This is a genomic window from Streptomyces adustus, assembly GCF_009377175.1.
GTDB classification, from domain to species: Bacteria; Actinomycetota; Actinomycetes; order Streptomycetales; family Streptomycetaceae; genus Streptomyces; species Streptomyces adustus.
This window is the reverse complement of the sequence record NZ_VJZD01000082.1, coordinates 1-20,834: the sequence shown is the minus strand read 5'-3', so window position 1 is coordinate 20,834 and position 20,834 is coordinate 1. Positions and strand designations below refer to the sequence as shown.

Here is a 20,834-nt window from a genome sequence, read left to right as displayed (position 1 = left end):
CCTCAAAAGGGCTGTGCTGTGGGGGGATTACACGTGAGTGGCAGACGGCGCTGGTTCGCTGGCACATGGCACCGGAGATTCTTCGGCGGACTGGGGCTGTGGACGGTTCCGCTCGCGCTGTTCGCACTGCTGTTGCCGGTGGCGATCGCCGGCGGGTTCGGCATGCCGGGCTTCCTGGCCGGCCACGACGGCGGCGACGGCTTCGGCCACCACGGCGGCTTCTCGTTCGACGGCAAGGTGTGGCGGCCCAAGAAGCTCCCCGTCACCAAGGCCGTAGGAGCGCATCTCCTCCAGCCGACGGCGAACAAGCACCCCAAGGGCTACAAGGCACTGGGCACTTACCGGTCCCAGACCGCCCACTGGCCCAAGGCCGGCACCGCCGTCGTCGACCTGGGCTCACAGGGGAAGTCGAAGCCGGTCAAGGCGGGTTCGCTGCCCGTGTGGGTGGCACCCGCCGATGCCGGGCACGGCGTCGACTCCGTACGCGTGCAGTCCGCCTCCCACGCCCAGACGCTGCGCACCGGCGCCAACGGCATGCTCCTCGGCATCACCCCCTCCGGCGCCACGTCCGCCAAGGGCCGGGTGAAGGTCGTCATCGACTATTCGGCCATCGCCCGTGCGTACGGCGGCGGTTACGGCTCCCGGCTGCGCCTGGTGCAGCTGCCGGGCTGCGCCCTCACCACTCCGCAGAAGCCGGAGTGCCAGAAGGCCACGCCGCTGAAGTTCACCAACCGGGCGTCCGCGGAGCAGCTGACGGCGACGGTCACCATGGCCCCCACGTCCGCGGCCTCTTCCGAGGAGGACGGCACGGGCGCGGAAACCGGCCCGGCCGACGGTACGAGCGGGTCACAGCCGACGCCGAGCGCCACCGCCTCGCGGTCCGCGGACGGCACGGGCACCGCAACCACGACTCCGGACGCGAGCCCGAGCGCGCCGTCCTCACCGTCCCCCCGGCCCGGCCACGGCACCGCGTCCCCGAAGCCGTCCGCGAGCGCGAACGGCCCGGAGGCGATGTCGGAGCGCACCGCACCGCTGACCGCCGCAGCCGCCGCGGCCACCACGGCGCTCGCCGTGACCTCCGGCGCCTCCGGCTCCCAAGGTGACTACGGCGCAACGGAGTTGTCGGCAGCGGGCAGCTGGCAGGCGTCCGCGACCGGCTCGTTCACCTACTCGTACCCGATCTCCGTACCGTCCACGGTCGGCAGCAACGCACCGACCGTCGGACTGAGTTACGACTCCCAGTCCGTCGACGGTGAGACCACCGCCCGCAACTCCCAGTCCTCCTGGGTCGGAGACGGTTGGAGCTACCAGGTCGGCTCGGTCGAGCGGGCGTACCGCAATTGCGACTCGCTGCTCGACTCCGGCGGCGACAAGATCCTCAAGGGCTCGGGCGACGAGTGCTGGGACGGCGACAACGCCATGCTGTCCTTCGGTTCGCACTCCGGAGTGCTCGTGCCCGACGGGGTGGACTCCGGCGTGCCCGGGGAGATCAAGCAGTGGCGGCTGCAGGGTGACGACGGCACCCTCGTGCAGGAGCTGTCCGGCGCGGACAACGGCCTGCACGACGGCGTCTACTACCGGGTGCTGACCACGGACGGCACCGCGGCCTACTTCGGCGCCGACCACGCCCCGAACGGTCCGGGCAGTGCCGCCATGCCCTCCAACCCGGATGACGCCTCCACGCACTCGGCGTGGGGTGTCCCGGTCCTGCACCCGCGTGCGAGCGACCCCTGTCACGACGACGCCAAGGGCAAGGCGTCCCGGTGCGACAAGCCCGAGGGCTGGCGCTGGAACCTCGACTTCGTGGTCTCCCCGTCCGGCTTCGTGCAGCGCTACGACTACACGACCGAGTCGAACTACTACGACCTGGGAGGCGGCCAGGCGGCCGAGTCGTCCGACCCGGACGACACCGGCACCCTCACCTCGTACACCCGGGGCGGCGCACTGACGCTCGTGTCCTACGGCTACACACTGGCCGACGAGCACGCGGGGCGGACCCCCGCCGCCGAAGTGGACTTCGGGCTGGCCCAGCGCTGCCAGACCAGCGGCGGCTTCACCGACTGCTCTGCCGACAACCTCAAGGACAGCACGGCGACCCACTGGCCGGACGTGCCGTGGGACCTGCACTGCGACTCCACCGACAAGACCAAACTCCCCGACGACGCCACCAGCGTCCCCGACGACGTGTGCATCACGTCGGGGCCCACGTTCTGGACCACCACCCGCCTGGCCTCCATCACCACCAAGGTCCATGTGAAGGCGACCGACCAGCTCACCGCGGTCGACTCCTACAAGCTGGGCCAGGTCTACTCGGACGCGGGCGGCACCGTCGACCCGGTCACCGGCACCACGGTGGACCCGAAGGACGCCGGGATGCTCCAGGCGGTGATGTGGCTGCAGTCCGTCCAGCACACCGGCAAGGACACCTACGGCAACGGCAACGACGACATCACGCTGAACCAGGTGTCCTTCACCGGCACCGAGATCGACAACCGCGTGAACGACGACTCCCCGTCCGCCCCGCCGCTGTACCGGCCCCGCATCTCCAGCATCCAGACCGAGACCGGCGAGTCGATCGCGGTCGAGTACAACTCGGCACCGTGCGCGGGCAAGACGCTCTCCATCTCCCACGCGGACAGCAACACCGAGTCCTGCTACCCCGTCTACTGGACGGTGCCCGGCGCCTCCAAGCCGATCGCGGACTGGTTCAACAAGGTCACCGTCAACAGCGTGGCCGTGTCCGACCTGACCATCGCGGGCCAGTACAAGCCGGACGCCCAGAACAACCCGGCGGGCTCCGAGACCCAGATCTCCCGCTACAGCTACTCGGGTCCCGCCTGGCACCGCGACGACTCCGCCACCACGGACGACCAGTACCGCACCTGGGACCAGTTCCGCGGCTTCCGCACCGTCACCGTCAAGACCGGCCAGGCCCCCGAGCCGGTCACCCAGCAGACCACCACCTATCTGCAGGGCATGGACGGCGACTACAAGGCGGACGGCACCCGCCGATCCGTCACTGTCGACGCCAAGGTCGGCGGCAGCACCGTGCTGAGCGTCACCGACTCCGACCTGATGTCCGGCACCGCGCTGCAGAACGACACCTACACCCAGGCCGGCGGCACCGTCGACGCCGTCAGCATCGACGGTCCGTTCGCTTTCACCGCCACCGCCTCGGCGCATCAGACGCCGTGGACGGACTGGACCCAGGAGGACAACCCCGGCGACACGAAGCCGGCCCTGTCCACGCTGCCCGACCTCACCGCACACCGGCTCAAGTCGAGCAGCAGCCTGAAGTACGAACTCCTCGCCGACGGGACCTGGCGGCACACCAAGTCCGACACCACGTACGACAGCCGGGGCCGCCTGTCGACCGTCGACGACCACGGTGACGGCGTCGACCCCGCACAGGAGAAGTGCGCCACCACCACCTACGCGACGCCACCGGCCGACAACCCGATGGCCCTGTCCTACCCGGACCAGGCCACCACGGTCAGCGGCCCGTGCGGCACCGCGCCGAGCGCCGGCACCCTCATCGCGGACCGCAAGCTCTATTACGACGGCGACGGCAGTCTCACCAACCTGGGAACGTTCGGGCAGCTCGAGCAGTCCGGCAGCACGGCCGTCGGCCGGGTCACCGCCTTGCGTACGGCCACCGGTTACACCGGCACCACGGAGAACTGGCAGACCAACTCGGCGATGAAGTACGACGGCGCCGGCCGGATCACCGACACGGTCGACGTCACGGGGCAGAACACCCACACGGACTTCACCCCGCCCTGGACCTCGGCGGGCGGCAACACCAACCCCACCGCCATCGCCAGCACCAACTCCCAGAACTGGACGGTCACTTCTTCCCTCGACCCGCTGCGGGGACTGTCCACCGAGAACGTCGACGCCAACAGCCGCAAGACCGACATGACCTACGACGCGCTCGGCCGCCGCACCGCGGTGTGGCTCCCCGGCCGGGACAAGGCCGCCGGCCAGAGCGCCGACCGCACCTTCACCTACTCGATCGACCCCGGCGCCGTCCCCGCACCGGGCGGCACCATCACCCAGCCGGGCGCGCCGACCTCGGTCACCTCCAAGACCCTGCGCGACGACGGCACCTACGCCACCTCCGTCACGATCTACGACGGCATGCTCCAGCCCCGCCAGACCCAGGACACCGCCTCGGGCGACTCCAACTCGGGCCGGGTCATCTCCGACACCTTCTACGACTCCCACGGCTGGCAGGTGGCGTCGTACGCGCCGTACTCGGAGCCGAACAACTTCCCCTCGACCACGCTGTACGCGGCGAACGAGAACCAGATCCCCTCGGAGACCACCACCACCTACGACGGTGAGGGCCGGCCCCTGAAGGAGACACTCTGGCACCAGGCCGCCGAGCAGTGGCACTCTTCCACCGGCTACCCCGGTGCCGACGAGGTCGACACCACGGCGCCCGCCGGGGGCCGTTCCACCGCCACGTTCACCAATGCCATCGGACAGGCCACCAGCACGGTGGTGAAGAACACCGGCTCCACCGTCACGCTGACGGGCGGCTCGGTGATCCCCTCGGGGACGTCGCTCACCTCCGACAGCGTGCGCCTGACCATGCAGTCGGACGGCAACCTCGTGCTGTCCGCCCTGGCGACCGGCGCGACGATCTGGTCCTCCGGAACATCCGGCCACGCCGGTGCCTGGGCCAAGTTCGGTACCGACGGCAACCTCGTCGTCTACAGCACGGCCGTCGCCCAGCTGTGGACCACCGGCCTGACGGCCACCACCGGCGCCACCTTCCAGGTCCGCAACGACTCCACCGCGGCTGTCGTCGCCTCCAACGGCACCACCACGCTGTGGATGCAGGGCACCGCGGGTGCCGTGGCGGCTGCGGATGCCACCACCAAGTACACCTACTTCCCCGCGGGCCAGATCGAGTCGATCAAGGACAACGCGGGCAACACCTGGTCGTACACCTACAACCTGCTCGGCCAGAAGCTGACCCAGACCGACCCCAACACCGGCAAGACCACCTTCGACAAGTACGACGTCGCCGGCAACCTCCTGCAGACCACAGACGCCCGTGGCCAGGCGACATCCTTCACCTACGACTGGGACAACCGCCCCACCGCCGAGTACGCCGCGCCCTGGTCCGCCACGCCGGACCAGTCCAAGCTGCTGGTCTCGCACCTGTACGACACGCTGGCCAAGGGGTACCAGACCTCTGCCACTCGCTACGTCGGCGGCGCCAACGGATCGGCGTACACGCAGGCCGTCACCGACTACAACACGGCCTACCAGCCGCTGGGCACCACGCTGACCATCCCGTCCTCCGACGGCTTCGCCGCGGCCGGACAGTCCAGCGCGCCCACCTCGGGCAGCGTCACCTACACCACCACCAGCCACTACACGGACACCGTCGGCCTTCTGTCCACCACGCACTTCCAGGCGGACGGCAACCTGCCGGCCGAGGACATCGACTACGGCTACACCCAGCAGGGCAACCTCGACGGCATCGGCGGCTTCATCAACTCCGCCAACACCCCCGCCTACCTCGACACCGCGGTCCACGACGCCTTCGGACGCGTCCTCCAGGCCAACTACGGCCACACCGGCAAGGAACTGGCGACCTTCGCCCAGTACGACGCCACCACGGGGCGTGTCACGCAGACCAGCAGCATGCTTCAGACCTCCACGACCGCCCTGGACGTCACCAATCTGCGCTACAACCAGGCCGGCGAACTCACCGCCGTCGACGACCTGCAGGACAACACCAAGCACGACACCCAGTGCTTCACCTACGACTCCTTCCAGCGGCTGACCGCTGCCTGGACGGACACCGGCGGCATCACCGACCCGGGGGCGGCGACTCCCGGCGCGGTCGGCGGCTGCACCACGACGCGCGTGCAGACCACCACCACGTCCCCGATAACCGCCACCACCGTCGGAGGGCCGGCGCCGTACTGGCAGACCTACACCTACGACCAGCTCGGCGACCGGACCGGCACGGTCAACCACGACACCACCGGCAACGCGCTCAACGACGCTACGCAGAGCATCAGTTACCCCGGCGCGAACGGCACGTCGCCCGCGACCCTGCCCGACCAGGCGGGTACGGCCACCCTCACGAATCCGTCCGGAACGGCGTCCGTCGCCTCCACCTACGCGGACCCCGCCTACGCCAACGCGAACGCCGGCGACACCATCACCCGCAAGGTGACCACCACTGGCTCGCTGACCAGCTCGTTCACCATCACGGGCGGGGTCAAGCGGTGCGTCGACGACGCGGGCGGTGCCACCACCGCGGGCACCAAGGTGCAGATCAACACCTGCAACGGCGCCACCAGTGAGAAGTGGACCGTCGGCACCGACGGCACGGTCAAGGTGCTCGGCATGTGCCTGGACACCACCGGCAACGCCACCACCAGCGGCACCCTCGTGGTGATCGACACCTGCAAGACCGACGCCACCCAGAAGTGGAAGGTCACCACCACCGGCACCCTGGTCAGCAGCGCCAACACCGCGATGTGCCTGACCGACCCGGCCGCCTCCGCCACCACCGGCACCCAGTTGACCCTCGCCACCTGCGGCAGCAGCGGGCAGACCTGGACCACCGCCGCCGCCGGCGCCATCCCGGCCGGCCAGGGCCAGACCTTCACCTACGACGCCGAGGGCCGCACCGCCACCGTCGCGACTACCTCAGGCACCCACACCAACACCAGCAAGTACCTCTACGACGCCCAGGGCGGCCTGCTCGAACAGACCGCCGCGGTCGACGGCGTCGACAAGACCCGCATCCTCTACCTCTTCGGCGGCGCAGAGCAGATCACCCTCAACGTCTCCGCCAAGACCTGGACCGGCCTGCGCAACATCACCGGCCCGGACGGCACCTCGGTCACCCGCTCCAGCACCGGAAGCGTCACCTACCAGGTCGCCAACGGCCAGGGCACCGCGCTGACCGCCGTCGACGCGTCCACCCTCGCCGTCACCCGCCGCTCGTTCGATCCGTACGGCAACCTCCGCGGCACCAAGCCGAGTTCGTGGGTGGCCGCGGACGAGAACAAGGGATTTCTCGGGCAGCCCGCCGACCCGGTCACCGGCCTCGATCTGCTGGGGGCCCGCAACTACGACCCCACCACAGGCCGCTTCCTCAGCCCCGACCCGATCTTCCAGGCGGGCGACCCCAACCAGATGGGCGGCTACACCTACGCCGCGGACAACCCGGCCAGCAGCAGCGACCCCACGGGCTTCGACGACTGGTACAACGACCCGTCGATGAACAAGTGCGCCGTCGACTGCGGCGGTGGGAAGAAGCACCACAGCGGCGGGGGCACCAAGAGCTCCAGCGGCTCGAGCAGCTCACCCGCTCCGTCGACCACCCCAGCGCCTTCCCTGGGGCCGACGCCGAGCTCCACGCAGACCCCGACGCCCACGCTCGGCGAAACCCCCTGCCAGCCCGAGGACTTCGGCACCAACCGGTGCGAAAGCTATGACGGCGGACAGCTGATCTACACGGCCGTCGGCGTAGCGGTGTTGCCGGTTGCCTTGTGGTGCATCGGCTCAGGTGTCCTGGACTGTGTCGCGGGAGCCATTACCGGCGCCGCCGATGCGGATGCAGGCGGCAGCATGCTTCTCGGCGTCCGCGTGGTGGGCCTCGGCGTGGGCGCTGCACGAGCCATAGAGGAGGGGGGGACAGGTGCCGCTGCCGCCGGCGCGGAAGCAAGTGCTTCAAGCGAGGCCGCCGACGACGCAGCCGACCTCGTCGCCGCGAAGCGGGCCAACGCACAGGAACGGGCTCGCGCGACGGATGCCGAGGCGGCCGAGCCGAGTTCTCCCGACGCCGGAGCGTCAGGGACCGAGCCGTCGGCGCGTGACTCCCGTGCGCCCATCCAGAAGACGGCTCCCGGCCGCAAGGCTTCCTCGGCGGCGACGGTCGTCAAGGCCCGTCTGCCCAGGGGCACCCGGATCGAGGACGGCCTCGCTGGGGCACGCAATCTCCGCAACCGGGTGGCACAACGCACCCTGTTCCCCAACGGTGACGGCATCCCGGTCAGCAGCGGCATCATGAAGAAGGCATGGACGGCCGGCTACAACGCCGAGACGCGCGAGATAGCTGTCGCCTCCTCCGGCTGCGGGTACTGCGCGGAAGGCAACGTGATCAACGCCTTGGGCGGAGACGCAAACCGTGTCGTGCTTACCCGTGCCCTGATCTGGGACCCCGAGTTGGGAGCCTGGGACGAGATGCCCATCTGCGACAAGTGCCAGGTGTTCCTCTTTCCCGAGGACGTCGAGCCCGGAGCCCTGTTCATGGACGGCCCTTGGAACAAGAAGTGATCCACACGACTCCTATACTCCACGCCATGAACGACACCTCTAAGACCGCACCTGGAGGACAGGCATGACCACAAGGCCCTCGCTGATTCAGGCCGAGCGGGTCGACTGGGCTTCGCTGCGGTGCGGTTGCGGTGAAACAGGCGCCCATGTCCCCGAGACGTTCGCCCGTCTGCTGGAGGCCGGCAGCCCCGCCGAGATCGCGGAGGCGACGCTCGAGGGGCACATCAACATCCAGTCGCTGCTGTTCGAGGTGGCGGTTCCGGTGACGTCGCTGATCGCCGCCGCCTTGCAGGAGGATCTTGCCGAGCCTGTGCGGCTTCGGTTGTTGAACGACCTTCTGACCTGCGTGGCCGGGGAGTCCCACTGGACGGAGGTCGAGGAGGGCGCTCCCGAGATCGAAGTGGACTGCCAGATCGCGGCGCGGGAGGCCATCTGGACGCTCTACCAGGAGTACGCCACGGGCCACGCGATGCTCGCCCGGTACATCCTGGAGGAGGTGGACCCGGACGAGGAGAGGTTCTCCCACTTCGACGCCAAGCTGATCAGCCGCGTCCAGAAGGCGACCAAGCGCCACTGAGCCCGCCCAGCCCCGCACGGTGGGTGACCTCGGACGGGTCCGCCTCCGGCTGGCGGGCGGACCCGGGCCGACCGTGCTCCTCGCCTCCGCGACCGGACGAGGGTCATTCTGCTCACCCTGTTCAGCACAACGGGCGCCGTGCGGACCCGCCACTGAAGTGAGCGTTGCCCTCGCGGGTGGTGCCGTGCTTGTCCTCGTGGCGTTCGATCGCCTCCCGGACTGAGCGGGGCAGCGGAACCTCTCGGAACTCCCCCGCCTTGTGGTGCTTGAGCTTGATAACCGCCTTCTCGCGGACGTACTCCGGCTCCTGCACCCCCTTCACCGGGTCCTCCCCCATCGCCCCCTTGTCATAGGCGTCCTTCAGTATCGACTTCACGGTGATCAGCTTCCGCGAGCGGTCTTCGGGGGCTGCATCGTCCGCATGCCGGGTCAGTCGCCCCCGGGCGTTTCCGGACTCGCAGCGACCCGTTTCCGGGGCTCTCGCACGTCCGGACTCGCCAAGACGGAAATAACTTGCCGTATTGGAAAGTGGATGCCACTCTGGCATGCGTAAGCGCACCCGTCGCACGGAAGCCGGAGAACCCATGAACAGCTCAGGAGCGATGCAGCCCGGCGCCGAGTCCGCCGCCGTGGCGCTGCGCACCGCGCGGGCCGCCGAGAACGCGGCACGGCAGTCGGCGCGGTCGGTGCCGGCCTGGTATCCCGCCACCCATGGCCTGCTGCTCGCCGCGGCCATGAGCGGCTTCGGCCTCGCGCCGGTGTCCCCCCGGTGGCAGGGCTGGATCCTCGCGGCCGCGGTGCTGTGCGCGGGCACCTTCCTCATGGTGACCTGGAAGGTGCAGCACGCCTCCGGGGTCGCCCCGTGGTTCGCGCGGCGCGGGCGCGGGAGCGGGTGGGTCCTGCCCCTGGTCCCGTTCGCGGCGGGCCTGGCGGGGGCCCTCCTCTTCGGCACGGCCGGAGCGTTCGTCGGATTCGGCGTCGTGGCCGGTGCGCTGTCCTGGGTGCAGGCCGCCCGTGGGCGCGCCGGCGCCCGGGAGGAGTCATGAGGGACGCGGGCCCGCCCGCCCTGGACAAGGAGATCCACCACCCCACCCGGCTGACGGTGGCCGCGTTCCTGTCCGGTTGCGCCGAGGCCGAGTTCAGCGCGGTGCGGGACTACTGCGGGGTCACCGACTCCGTACTGAGCAAGACGATCGCCGCGCTGGAGAAGGCCGGCTATGTGAGCGTCCGCAAGGGCTACTTCGGCAAGCGGCCGCGCACCTGGGTCGCTCTCACCCCGACCGGCCGCACGGCACTCGCCGGGCACCTGGCCGCCCTGGAGACGCTGGCCGCAGCCGCCCGCCGGGCCGGAGCCGAGGCGCCGGACAGCGGCGATACCGGCGGCGAGCGGACATAGAAATGCCGCTGGGCGCCCACGCGGGCGTCCAGCGGCGGAGCCGGGAGCCATCGACGAAGCCGAGGATGCCGGGGTGGTGGCGGGGGCGTGGGTCGAGGCACCGGTGCCGAACTCCTCGGCGTCGGTGCGGGCGGTGCAACCGGCGAGGAGCTGGTCATGGCCCGGAGGCCGGGCGGAGGGGGCGCCACTGCGACCCGGCCGTCCGGGCGCCGCCGGCATCGCCGCGACGGCGAGGAGCCGCGCGTCAGTTCGGTGTGGCGGTGGTGTGGTGCGGTCGGTTGTGTATCAGCAGGGCCGAGGCGAGGGCCGCGCACAGGAACACGGCGGCGATGACGATCACGCCGGCGTGGACGCCGGAGGTGAAGGCGTCGCCGACCGCGGCGGTCACGCTCGGCGGGGCCGCTCGGTGGCCGCTGCTGCCGGTGGAGACGGCGTGCTCTACGGCGGGCCAGGCCGCTCGGGGAACGTGGTGGGCGTCGAGGCGGGACGGCAGCCCGGACTGGAGCCGGCTGGCGAGGAGTGCGCCGAGGAGGGAGGTGCCGGTGACGGATCCGATCTGCCGGAAGGCGTTGACGGCTCCGGAGGCCATGCCGGCGCGTTCGTGGGAGACGCTGACCAGGGCGGCGGCGGTGCTCGGCGCGGCGACCATCCCGCTCGCGGCTCCGAAGAGCGCGAACAGCCACCACACCCGGGCGTAGGGGGTGGTCGGATCGAGCGTGGTGAGTCCGGCCGTGGCGGCGGCTCCGACGAGGAAGCCGAGGGTCAGCGGGAGCTTGAAGCCGGTACGGCGGATGATGCGTCCGGTCGCGTAGCTGACGATGACGTAGCAGCCGAAGAAGGGCAGCAGCCGCCACCCCACGTCCAGGGCGGACAGGTGCTGGACGCGCTCGTAGAAGAGCACCGACAGGATGGCCAGTCCGGTGAAGCCGAACAGGGAGACGGCCGCGACGAACATGACCGCGCTGAAGGACGTCGACCGGAACAGGGTGATGTCCAGCATGGGGGTGCGGGCGGCACGTTCGACGAGGACGAACCCGGTCAGGGCCGCGGCCGCGACGACCCAGGCGGTGAGGATGCGGGAGCTGGTGTAGCCGTCGTGTCCGCCTTCGATGAGGGCGTAGACGAGGGCGGCGATCCCCAGGACGGCCAGGACCTGTCCGGGGATGTCGAGCTTGCCCTTGGGGCCACGTGATTCCGCGACGAACACTGCGGCGACCATGGTGACCACGGCGAGGACGGCGGTCGACAGGAAGACCGTGTTCCAGTGGAAGTGGTCCAGCAGGGTGCCCGCGATCAGCGGGCCGACGGCGAGCCCGATGCCGGACGAGGCCACCCAGACGGTGATGGCCTCGGTGCGCCGGTGGGGGTCGGGGAAGGCGGCCCCCAGGATGGCCAGGCTGTTGGGCAGGACGAGGGCACCGCCGAGGCCGGAGACGAGCTGGCCGGCGATGACGCCTCCCACCGAGTCCGCCGTGTAGACGACGAGCGAACCGATGATCAGGACCGCTGCGCCGGTGACGAAGGCGCGCTTGCGGCCGTAGAGGTTGCCGATGGTGCCCGCGGACAGCACCAGACTGGCCACGAGCAGGGTGTACGCGGAGGGGATCCAGACGAGGCCGGTCGGCGAGACGTGCAGGTCGTCCTGGATGGCCGACAGCGCCGAGACCGAAGCGGTGATCAGCAGAAAGGTCGTCATGGCGCCCAGGCACATCGCGACGAGCGTGACGACGGCGGCGGACCGGGAGGACCGGTCCTGGGCGGGCCGGACATCGGTTCGCGGGTCGGCCGGCCTGAGCCGGCCCGGGGCGGGGGAAGGAGTCGTGGTCACGGTGTCCTCGTCTCAGCCGAACTGCGGGTACAGGGCGGCGACGCCACCGGAGAGGCCTGCCTGTACCTGGCGGCTGGTGTCGTCGACGACGATCTCGGCAGCCCCGGAGGCTATGCCGTCGACGGCCGCGCGGGCGACGTCCGCCGGGTCGGCCTTGGGTCCCTCGACATGGCGGGCCATGTCGGTGTCCATGTAGCCGACGTGGAGCCCGGAGACGCTGATGCCACGGGGCGCGAGCTGCTGGCGCACCGCGTTGGTCAGGCTCCACTCCGCGGACTTGGCGGCGGCGTAGGCGCCGACGGCGGGAAAACTGATCCACGACAGCGCGGACAGGACGTTGAGAACGGCGCCTCCGCCCTGGGCCTCGATCACGGGGGTGAACGCCCGGATCACGCCGAGGGTGCCCAGGTAGTGGGTCTCCATCTCCAGGCGGACGGCGTCCCAGTCGCCGGTCAGCAGATCCGCGCCCGTGGAACTGCCCGCGTTGTTGACGAGCACCGTGATGTCACCGGCCTCCTCGACGGCCGCGGCGACGGACGCGGGGTCGGTGATGTCGAGGCGTACCGCCTTCACGCCGGGCAGATCGATCAGGTCCGGCCGGCGGGCCGCCGCGTACACCGTGGCGCCACGCGCGAGAAACTCCTGGGCCAGCGCTCGGCCGAGTCCGCGGTTGGCCCCGGTGACCAGGACGGTTGCGGTGCTGATGTCCATGATTCCTCCTATGGAATGCGCTCATCTAGCTGACTTATGAATTAAGAAGTCAGCTTCGACGGTATAGGCTGACTTCAGATGAGGCAAGTCAGGTGGAGGGCGGAGAGATGAAGGACCTGCTGGAGGATCGGGACGCCTGGTCCATGGACAACTGCTCCATCGCCAGGACCCTGGAGATCGTCGGCAACAGGACATCGCTGCTGATCATGCGCGAGGCGTTCTTCGGCACGCGCCGGTTCGACGACTTCGCCAAGCGCGTGGGCATCGGCGAACCCGCCGCCGCGACGCGCCTGAAGGAACTGACCGCCGCCGGCCTCCTGGAGCGCGTCCCGTACCAGGAGCCCGGCCAGCGGACCCGGTACGCCTATCAACTGACCGACAAGGGCCGGGACTTCCGCGCCGTCATCGTGGCGCTGCGGCAGTGGGGCGACACCTGGGCCGCCGACGAACAAGGGCCCCCCGTGGTCGTACGCCACGAGAACTGCGGCGCCGAGGTGCACGCGGTGCTCCGCTGCGACGAGGGTCACGACGTGCCGGTCGGGGACTCCTTCGTCGACGCCGGCCCGGGCCTCGTCCGCGTCGGCCCGGACAGCTCCTGAACCGAATCGATCACCGGCGCGGGCAACCCGTCACGGCAGTGTCCACCACCTGACCGTGATCAGGTAGAAGACCAGCGCCCAGACCGCCATCACCACGGCGACCGTGCACAGGCCCCGGACGTTGGTCCTTCTCCGTGGTTCGCCGGGGGGTGGGCGCAGCCAGCGGCCCAGGAGCGGGTTCACGTAGTGGGGCATGGTCAGGAAGCTCATGATGAAGCTCGACAGCAGGTTGCCGATGAGCAGGTTGATCCACAGGGGCAGGTGCGCCGGGGACAGGGCCAGGGAGAGCAGGACCACGGTCGGGTAGAGGCCGACCCAGACGGCGAGCGAGGTCTTGGTCTCGGAGGGCGGCGGCGGTGCCTCCTTGCCGTTGCCCTCGAAGGCGAACCAGCTGCCGAACGAGTTGTCGATCGTGTGCAGCTTGTAGTCGCTGAACTTCTCGCCCTCGGCCAGGATCCGCTGTCGCTGGGGCGAGGTCAGCCAGGCGTCGAGGTGCTCGGCGTTGTCGTAGCGGTACAGCGTGGTCCATTCCTCCTGGAGCCCCTCGATGGGGCGGAAGAGCTCGGTCCCGCGGAATCCGTCGAACCTGCTCTCCTCCTCGACCATGCGGCGCTGCCAGTCGAGGAAGCTGTCGATCTGGTTCGGCGGGACGCGGTGCGTGACCACCACGGTGACCAGCGGGTCCAGTGACTGGGAGCCGCTGCTGACCACCTGCTGGGTCGCCGGGCCGTCGAAGTATTTGGCACCGGCGTCGAGATACGTCTGTCTGGTCCCGCTGTTGATCCACGCCTGGAGGTGCGCCACCGAGTCGAACCGGTACACGACGACCCAGTCCGGTTGCAGCTGTGTCGGCGCGGAGATCTCGGCGCCCAGGAAGCCGGGGTAGTAGGCGGCCGCGGCGTTGAGGTCCTCCTGCCACGACCGGAACGGTCCGTCCATCCCCGGGAGGACTTTCTGTCCGATGATCGCCGTGGCTGCGGCGGCCACGTTCTTCTCGGATTCCATGGTGGCTCAGCCTGCCGACACCGACTGTTCCGCGGGGAGCCGGCCGTAGATGCGTTCCGGGGTCAGCGGCAGCGCGCGGTAGCGGACGCCCGTGGCGTCGTGCACCGCGTTGGCGAGCGCGGGGGCGACCGGGTTGATGCAGCACTCGGCCATCCCCTTCGCGCGCATGGGCCCCACCGAGTCCGCCGAGCCCACCAGGATGACCTCGGTGCGGGGGATGTCGGCGTAGGTGGGGATGCGGTAGTTGCGCAGGTTCGGGTTGGCCATGACGCCGTTGCCGTCGACGTAATGGTGCTCGGTCAGGGCGAAGCCGATGCCCTGGGCGACACCGCCCTCGATCTGTCCCCGTACCTGCACCGGGTTGATGATCACTCCCGCGTCGGCCGCCTGCACGCTGTACAGGATCCGTATCTCGCCCGTCACCCGGTGCACGGCGACCCGGAACCCGTGCGTGTTGGAGGTGACGCTCCGGGGCGAGCCGTACGCCTTGCGGGCGGCGGTGAAGCGGATGCCACGTCTGCGGGCCAGCGCGACGAGTTCGGCGAGCGACACCCGCCGGTCCCCGCAGGTGACTCCGTCGTCGTCCATCGAGCACATCACCACATGGACGCCCGTGTGGGCCGCGGCGAACTCCAGGATGCGGTCGCGCACGGCGTTCGCCGCCCGCAGGACCGCGTTGCCCGCCACGAAGAGACCGGCGCTCGCGAAGGCACCGGTGTCGAATCCCGTGCGGTCGGTGTCGGACTGGACCAGGCGGATCCGGGACGGCGTCGTGCCCAGCTGGTTGGCCGCGATCTGGACATGGGCCGTGGAAGTCCCCTCCCCGAACTCGACGGTCCCGACCGCGAGTTCGTAGATGAGGTCGTCGCCGAGCGTGACCCAGGCCTCGGAGAGGTGCTCCGTCGGGGGCGCGGTCTCGTGCAGCGAACTCGCCACGCCCGCGCCGACGAGCCAGTCCGGGCCGGGTGGCGGCCCGCCGGCCGTACGGGCCAGGGCACCGTCCACCAGGTCGACGCACCGGGCGAGTCCGTCCTCCGTGAAGGTCACGTCGTCGGGACCGTCGTGCAGGGCGACCAGGGGATCGCCCGGCCGCACGGTGTTGCGCCGTCGCAGTTCCAGCGGGTCCAGGTGCAGGGCCCGGGCCAGTTCGTCCATCGCCGACTCCACGGCGAAGGCCGGCTGCGTCATCCCGTAACCGCGCAACGCCCCGCTCGGCACGGTGTTGGTGTAGACGGAGTACGCGTCGTACTTCTTGTTGGGGCAGCGGTAGATCATGACCGCGGCGCCGCCCGCGTACAGCGTCTCGCCGCCGTGGTTGCCGTAGGCGCCGGTGTTGGACACGTTGCGGACCTGGAAGGCGGTGAGCGTTCCGTCGGACTTCGCGCCGAGTTTGACCGTCAGGGTCATCGGATGCCGCGGCGAGGCGGTGGTGAACTCCTCCTCGCGGGTGAGCTCCAGGCAGGCGGGCCGCCCGGTGTCCAGGGCGGCGAGCGCGACCAGGTCCTCCGTGATCACCTCCTGCTTGCCGCCGAATCCGCCGCCGACGCGCTTGCAGAACACCCGCACCTGGTCCGGGCGCAGCGCGAACAGGTACTCCAGCTTGACCTTCGCGATCGACGGCGACTGCGAACTGGTACGGACGTTCAGCCGGCCGTCCTCCATCCAGGCGATCGACCCATGGGTCTCCAGATGGGCGTGCTGCACCCGCGGCGAGAAGTAGGTGCCTTCGTGGATCACGTCGGCCGAAGCGAACCCGGCGTCGACGTCGCCGATGTGCGAGTGGAGCTCGATCAGGATGTTGTGGACGGGGTCGCGGACGAACGGGTCGTGGGAGCCGTGCAGTTGGGGCGCGCCGTCGGCCATCGCGGCCTCCGGGTCGAAGACCGCGGGCAGCGGCTCGTACGCGACGTCGAGACGTCGGCAGCCCTCCTCGGCCGCCCCGACCGTGTCGGCCAGGACCGCGGCGACGCGCTGACCGACGAAGCGGACCGTGTCGTCGAGGATGTAGGTGTCGTCCGGGTCGACCAGGTGGTCGGTGTGGATCGCCGTGGTGAAGCGTCTGCGGGGCACGTCCTGCCAGGTGTAGACCCGGTGCACGCCGGGCACCGCGAGGGCGGCGCGCTTGTCGATGGAGCGGATGCGGGCGTGCGCGTGGGGCGAGTGCAGCACCTTGAGGTGCAGCATGCCGTCGATGCGGGTGTCCATGGTGAACTCGGCGTGGCCGGTCACCACGTCGTGGCCCGCGGGCGCGCCGACGCTCTTCCCGACGGCCTTGCCCGGTGCGGCGCTCTCCACCGCGCCGACGCCCTTCACGGCGTCCTCGATCGCCCGGTAGCCGGTGCAGCGGCAGAGGTTGCCCTTCAACGCCCGCGGCAGGTCGGCCTTCTGCTCCTCGGTGAAGGTCGCCGAGGTCATGATCATGCCCGCGGTGCAGAAGCCGCACTGGAACCCCGGAGCGTTCTCGAACTGCCGCTGCATGGGGTGCGGGGCGCCGGGCCGTCCCAGGCCCTCGATCGTGGTCACCGCGCGTCCGCCGGCGCGGAACGCGGGGGTGATGCAGCTGTGTACGGGGGTGCCGTCCAGCCATACCGTGCAGGCGCCGCAGTCGCCCGCGTCGCACCCCTTCTTGACGCCGAAGTGGCCGAGTTCGCGCAGGAAGGTGCGCAGGCACTGGCCGGGGGCCGGTTCCCGGTCGAATCTCCTGCCGTTCACGAGGTAGCTCATGTCAGGTCACCGGCCGTGAGTTCGCGGCGGATCTCCTCGGCGAAGTGCCGTGTCAGATGCCGACGGTGGTCAGGGGTTCCGTTGGGATCGTCGAACCAGACGTCGGCCGGCACGGCGTCGATGCTGCGCCGCAGGGTCCGCGCGTCGGGCACGGCGTCGAAGGCGATGCGCACCGGCCGCGTCGTACCGGCGGTGATGGTGAGCAACAGGTCGTGTCCGCCCGGCTGTTGTGTGCCGGCCAGGAACACGGTCGAGCGGCCGAGCCGGGTCAGCGTGAAGCGGCGGTGGGCGACGCGTGCGCGCAGCGCGTGCTCCGGTACGGTGACGCGCCGCAGGATCTCCCCGGGCGCGAGGATGTTGCGGTGGTCGCCGGTGACGAAGTCGAGGGCGTCGACGAAGCGCACGGAGCCGTCGGGTGCCCACAGTTCGTACCGCGCCTCCAGCGCGACCGTGAGCGTGATCATCGGGCCCGCGGGCAGGGACATGCAGATGTTGCCGCCGACGGTCGCCGCGTTCCAGACCTTGAACGAGGACAGGAACGCCTCGCAGCTCCTGCGGAAGAGCACTCCGGCGGTCCAGCGCACCGGCCACGGGAAGGCGTACAGATCGCGGACGGTGCAGGTGGCGCCGATCTCCAGGCCCCGGTCCGTCGGGACGAGGGGCTCCCAGCCCAGCGCGGTCAGGTCGATCAGCCGTCGCAGGTCCGGTTGCTCCACGGAGTAGAGCCACGTCCCGCCCGCGAGCCAGGCGTCTCCCTCGCGCCAGTCGGTGCCCGGCCGCTCGGACGGTCGGCGGACTACTTCGGTGATGGTGTTGAGGTCCATGAGAACCGACCTACGGGGAAGCGGACACGCGGGAAGTCGGCGGTCCCCGGGCGATGTTGGGGTGGATTTCCTGCTGATCGCGCAGTTGTCTGCCGCCGTCCCGCACCGTTCGGGGCGGCTGCGCCGCGAAGGACCGGCGGACCCGGACACTCTTGCCCCAGTTTATCGCAGTATGGGGACGTCAGCCCGGCAGCGGACGGCCGTCGGTCCACCGCGACGGCACCGGGTGCGTCGACCCGTGGCGGCGAACTCGTCCGCGGTTCTCGGCCGTTCGTGGATCACGCGGACTGCCGGGCCGCCGTGGCCGCGGCGAGGACCTCACCGGCCAGGGGCTTGTCGAGCGCGGCGTGGACCAGGCCGTCGGCCAGTCGGGTGAGGTCGCGGCCGGGAGCGAGGCCGCCGAGTCTCTCGGGCGAGGCCGGCAGTCCGAGCCGTCGGGCCCCGTCCAGGGCCTTGCGGTCGATGTAGGGGGCCAACTCCGGCCACACCCCCTGTACGTCGCGCAGGAAGATGTCGGCGCCGGTGGGCCCGATCCCGGGCAGGTCGAGCAGGGCCTGCTTCGGATCGGGTTCCTCGCGCAGCCGGCGCAGGTCACCGTGCCAGCGGTCGAGCAGCAGCGCGGCGCCGTTGCCGAGCATGGTGGCGGTGCGCTCGTCGTAGCGGCGGTAGCCGCCCCGGCCGAGCGCGTCCACGCGCTCCTGCCATGTGGCCTCCAGCATCGCCCTCGGGGTGCGCAGCCCCGCGTCGAACAGCGCACGGGCGGCGGCGACGGCGGTGCCGGCCCGGATGGGGGCGCTGAGCAGGGTCGCCAGCACCAGCGTCTGGTAGAGGGGGGCCGGGGTGTTGCGCAGCCGGATGCCGGCCTGCTCGGTGTACGTGCGCTCCTGGCGGTCGAGCAGTGCGCGGACCACCGCCCGGTCGGTGGCACGGGCGGTCCGTCCGCCGGACTTCCGGTCGTTCCCGGTGGTCGGCTTCCGGTCGTTCCCGGTAATCGACTTCCGGTCGTTCCCGGTGGTCGACTTCCGGTCGTTCCTGGTGGTCATAGCCCTGTCACCCGCCGTGTTCGGCCGTCACCGGCGGCGGGGACTCCAGGGCCTGTCCGACCGTTCCCGCTTGCCGCGCGGCGCCGCGCAGGCCCCGGAACCGTCCACCGTCCCCGTTCGGGGCCGCGAGTACCCGTGGGGGTGCGCTTCATGCGGCGGGGCGCGCCGCCCACCCGGTCGTGTGCGGTACGGGGATGCCGGGGACGCAGACGTCGTCGCGGTGATGCGGACGCAGCCCGGCCAGGGCGGCCGCGAGCGGTGCGCCCGGGGCGGCGTGCAGCAAGACCGCGGCCCGGTCCGCGCCGCGGGAGCGGGGCGGACCGGGCCGGGCCGGTTCCGGGTGACAGCGGGTCAGGCGCCGGCGGGCACCGGGGTCCGCTCGGCGGTCGCCGTCGCGGCGGCGGCCCGCCGCCGGTGGTAGGTGCGCAGCCGCAGCGTGCACCAGATGCCGATCACGGAGACGGCCATCAGCGCGGCCGCGGGCGGCCAGTAGGCGCCGCCGGCCAGCGACGCCAGCCAGACCGCGACGACCGGCGCGAAGCCACCGAAGACCAGGTTGCAGATCTGGTAGGAGAGCGAGATGCCGGTGTAGCGGACGTGCGGGGCGAACCCGTCGGCCAGGATGGCGGCGATCGGCCCGTACAGCGCGGACATCACGAACCGCATGGCGAGCATCATCAGGTAGATCAGCGCGACGCTGCCGGTTCCCATCACCATGAACTGCGGGATCGCCAGGACCACGACACCCGCGAGACCGCCGACGACCACCCGGTGCGCCCCTACCTTGTCGCCCAGCAGGGACAGGAACGGGGTGACGACCAGTTCCAGGAACGCGGCCAGCGACAGGCCGTTGAGCAGCATCGACTCGGACAGGTGCAGGTCGTCGGTGCCGTACGACAGCAGGTAGCTGGTCACGACGTAGTAGCCGCCGGTCGCGGTGGCCAGCGAGAACACCCCGACCAGAACGGTCTTCCAGTCCTTGTGCAGCACCTCGGCGACCGGCAGGCGGCCGGACTTCTCCTGGCCGGCGTGGATCTCCTCCATCACCGGGGAGTCCTCCAGCTTGGTGCGCACCACCAGGCCGATGACGACAAGAACCGCGGAGGCGAGGAACGGCACGCGCCAGCCCCAGCTGTCGAAGGCGTCGTCGCCGAACATGTTCATGAGGCTGAACATGCCGGTGGACAGCAGGGCGCCCACCGACGAGCCGAGCTGGGCGAAGGAGCCGAAGAAGGTCGCCCTGCCCTTGGGCGCGTTCTCGACGGCGATCAGCACCGCGCCGCCCCACTCGCCGCCGATCGCGAGGCCCTGGACGAGCCGCAGCACGATCAGCAGGATCGGGGAGAGGACGCCCACCTGGTCGTACGTCGGCAGCAGGCCGATGGCGAACGACGCGACGCCCATCATCAGCAGCGTGATGACAAGGGTCTTCTTACGGCCCACCCGGTCGCCGATGTGCCCGAAGACGATGCCGCCCAGCGGACGCAGCAGGAAGCCGACCGCGAACGTGGCGAAGGACGCGAGGGTCTTCAGCGCCGTCGGCATGTCGGCGGGGAAGAACACGTCGTTGAACACGATCGCCGCGGCCGTGGCGAAGGCGTAGAAGTCGTACCACTCGATGGAGGTGCCGGCCAGGGCGGCGAACGCCGATCTGAACGGGCTCCGGGGGGTGCGTGAGGTGGTGCGGTCCGTCATGGGGACCTCCGGCAGCTAGGGATGACGACGGGGACGGGAAGGCGACCGCCGCGACGGCTGAGGCCGTGGACGGGCGGCGAGGTGCGGGCGGATCGGCCCGCAGGGGGTGTGGGGGC

Annotated in this window: 13 protein-coding genes; 5 read left to right on the top strand and 8 right to left on the bottom strand. The window is 70.6% G+C overall.

What is annotated here, in order from left to right:
• Positions 1-33 precede the first annotated feature (33 nt).
• Both FNH09_RS21020 and FNH09_RS21015 read left to right on the top strand, forming a co-directional pair.
• Positions 34-8,316 (top strand): ricin-type beta-trefoil lectin domain protein, encoded by an 8,283-nt coding sequence (locus tag FNH09_RS21020; protein ID WP_152890247.1) that lies wholly within the window; start codon positions 34-36, stop codon positions 8,314-8,316.
• A 64-nt stretch (positions 8,317-8,380) separates the two neighbouring features.
• Positions 8,381-8,893, top strand: a complete 513-nt coding sequence (locus tag FNH09_RS21015; RefSeq protein WP_152890244.1) for a hypothetical protein — start codon at positions 8,381-8,383, stop codon at positions 8,891-8,893.
• 121 nt (positions 8,894-9,014) lie between these two features.
• Here FNH09_RS21015 and FNH09_RS21010 read toward each other — a convergent pair whose 3' ends face one another.
• Positions 9,015-9,269 carry a hypothetical protein gene (locus FNH09_RS21010; RefSeq protein WP_238426887.1) on the bottom strand — a complete coding sequence of 85 codons (255 nt, stop codon included), beginning with the start codon at positions 9,267-9,269 and terminating at the stop codon, positions 9,015-9,017.
• A gap of 208 nt (positions 9,270-9,477) precedes the next feature.
• Between FNH09_RS21010 and FNH09_RS21005 the strand changes: the two genes are divergently transcribed.
• Positions 9,478-9,939: a hypothetical protein gene (locus FNH09_RS21005; RefSeq protein WP_152890242.1), complete on the top strand. Its 462-nt coding sequence runs from the start codon at positions 9,478-9,480 to the stop codon at positions 9,937-9,939.
• Complete coding sequence (locus FNH09_RS21000; RefSeq protein WP_152890239.1) at positions 9,936-10,289, top strand: transcriptional regulator; 354 nt, start codon at positions 9,936-9,938, stop codon at positions 10,287-10,289. Before FNH09_RS21005 ends, FNH09_RS21000 begins: the two co-directional genes overlap by 4 nt.
• A 244-nt stretch (positions 10,290-10,533) precedes the next feature.
• On the opposite strand, the gene FNH09_RS20995 is transcribed toward FNH09_RS21000, so the two are convergent.
• Together FNH09_RS20995 and FNH09_RS20990 are read right to left on the bottom strand one after the other, a co-directional pair.
• On the bottom strand, positions 10,534-12,117 hold the full coding sequence (locus FNH09_RS20995; RefSeq protein ID WP_338017631.1) for an MFS transporter: 1,584 nt from the start codon (positions 12,115-12,117) through the stop codon (positions 10,534-10,536).
• Positions 12,118-12,129: 12 nt separating this feature from the next.
• Positions 12,130-12,828: an SDR family oxidoreductase gene (locus FNH09_RS20990; protein WP_152890237.1), complete on the bottom strand. Its 699-nt coding sequence runs from the start codon at positions 12,826-12,828 to the stop codon at positions 12,130-12,132.
• A gap of 107 nt (positions 12,829-12,935) precedes the next feature.
• Between FNH09_RS20990 and FNH09_RS20985 the strand changes: the two genes are divergently transcribed.
• Positions 12,936-13,427 carry a winged helix-turn-helix transcriptional regulator gene (locus FNH09_RS20985; RefSeq protein WP_152890234.1) on the top strand — a complete coding sequence of 164 codons (492 nt, stop codon included), beginning with the start codon at positions 12,936-12,938 and terminating at the stop codon, positions 13,425-13,427.
• 30 nt (positions 13,428-13,457) lie between these two features.
• Here FNH09_RS20985 and FNH09_RS20980 read toward each other — a convergent pair whose 3' ends face one another.
• The 5 genes from FNH09_RS20980 to FNH09_RS20960 form a co-directional block, all read right to left on the bottom strand.
• On the bottom strand, positions 13,458-14,432 hold the full coding sequence (locus FNH09_RS20980; RefSeq protein WP_152890232.1) for an antibiotic biosynthesis monooxygenase: 975 nt from the start codon (positions 14,430-14,432) through the stop codon (positions 13,458-13,460).
• 6 nt (positions 14,433-14,438) lie between these two features.
• Positions 14,439-17,156: a molybdopterin-dependent oxidoreductase gene (locus FNH09_RS20975; protein WP_152890229.1), complete on the bottom strand. Its 2,718-nt coding sequence runs from the start codon at positions 17,154-17,156 to the stop codon at positions 14,439-14,441.
• The gene (locus FNH09_RS20970; RefSeq protein WP_152890226.1) at positions 17,153-17,980 is read right to left on the bottom strand and encodes an FAD binding domain-containing protein; all 828 of its coding nucleotides are present in this window, start codon (positions 17,978-17,980) and stop codon (positions 17,153-17,155) included. The genes FNH09_RS20975 and FNH09_RS20970 overlap by 4 nt, the downstream gene beginning before the upstream one ends.
• Before the next feature lie 278 nt (positions 17,981-18,258).
• Entirely contained in the window at positions 18,259-19,023 is a 765-nt protein-coding gene (locus FNH09_RS20965; RefSeq protein ID WP_238426886.1) for an HhH-GDP family DNA glycosylase, read from the bottom strand.
• 351 nt (positions 19,024-19,374) lie between these two features.
• Positions 19,375-20,718: an MFS transporter gene (locus FNH09_RS20960; RefSeq protein WP_152890224.1), complete on the bottom strand. Its 1,344-nt coding sequence runs from the start codon at positions 20,716-20,718 to the stop codon at positions 19,375-19,377.
• Positions 20,719-20,834: the final 116 nt, after the last annotated feature.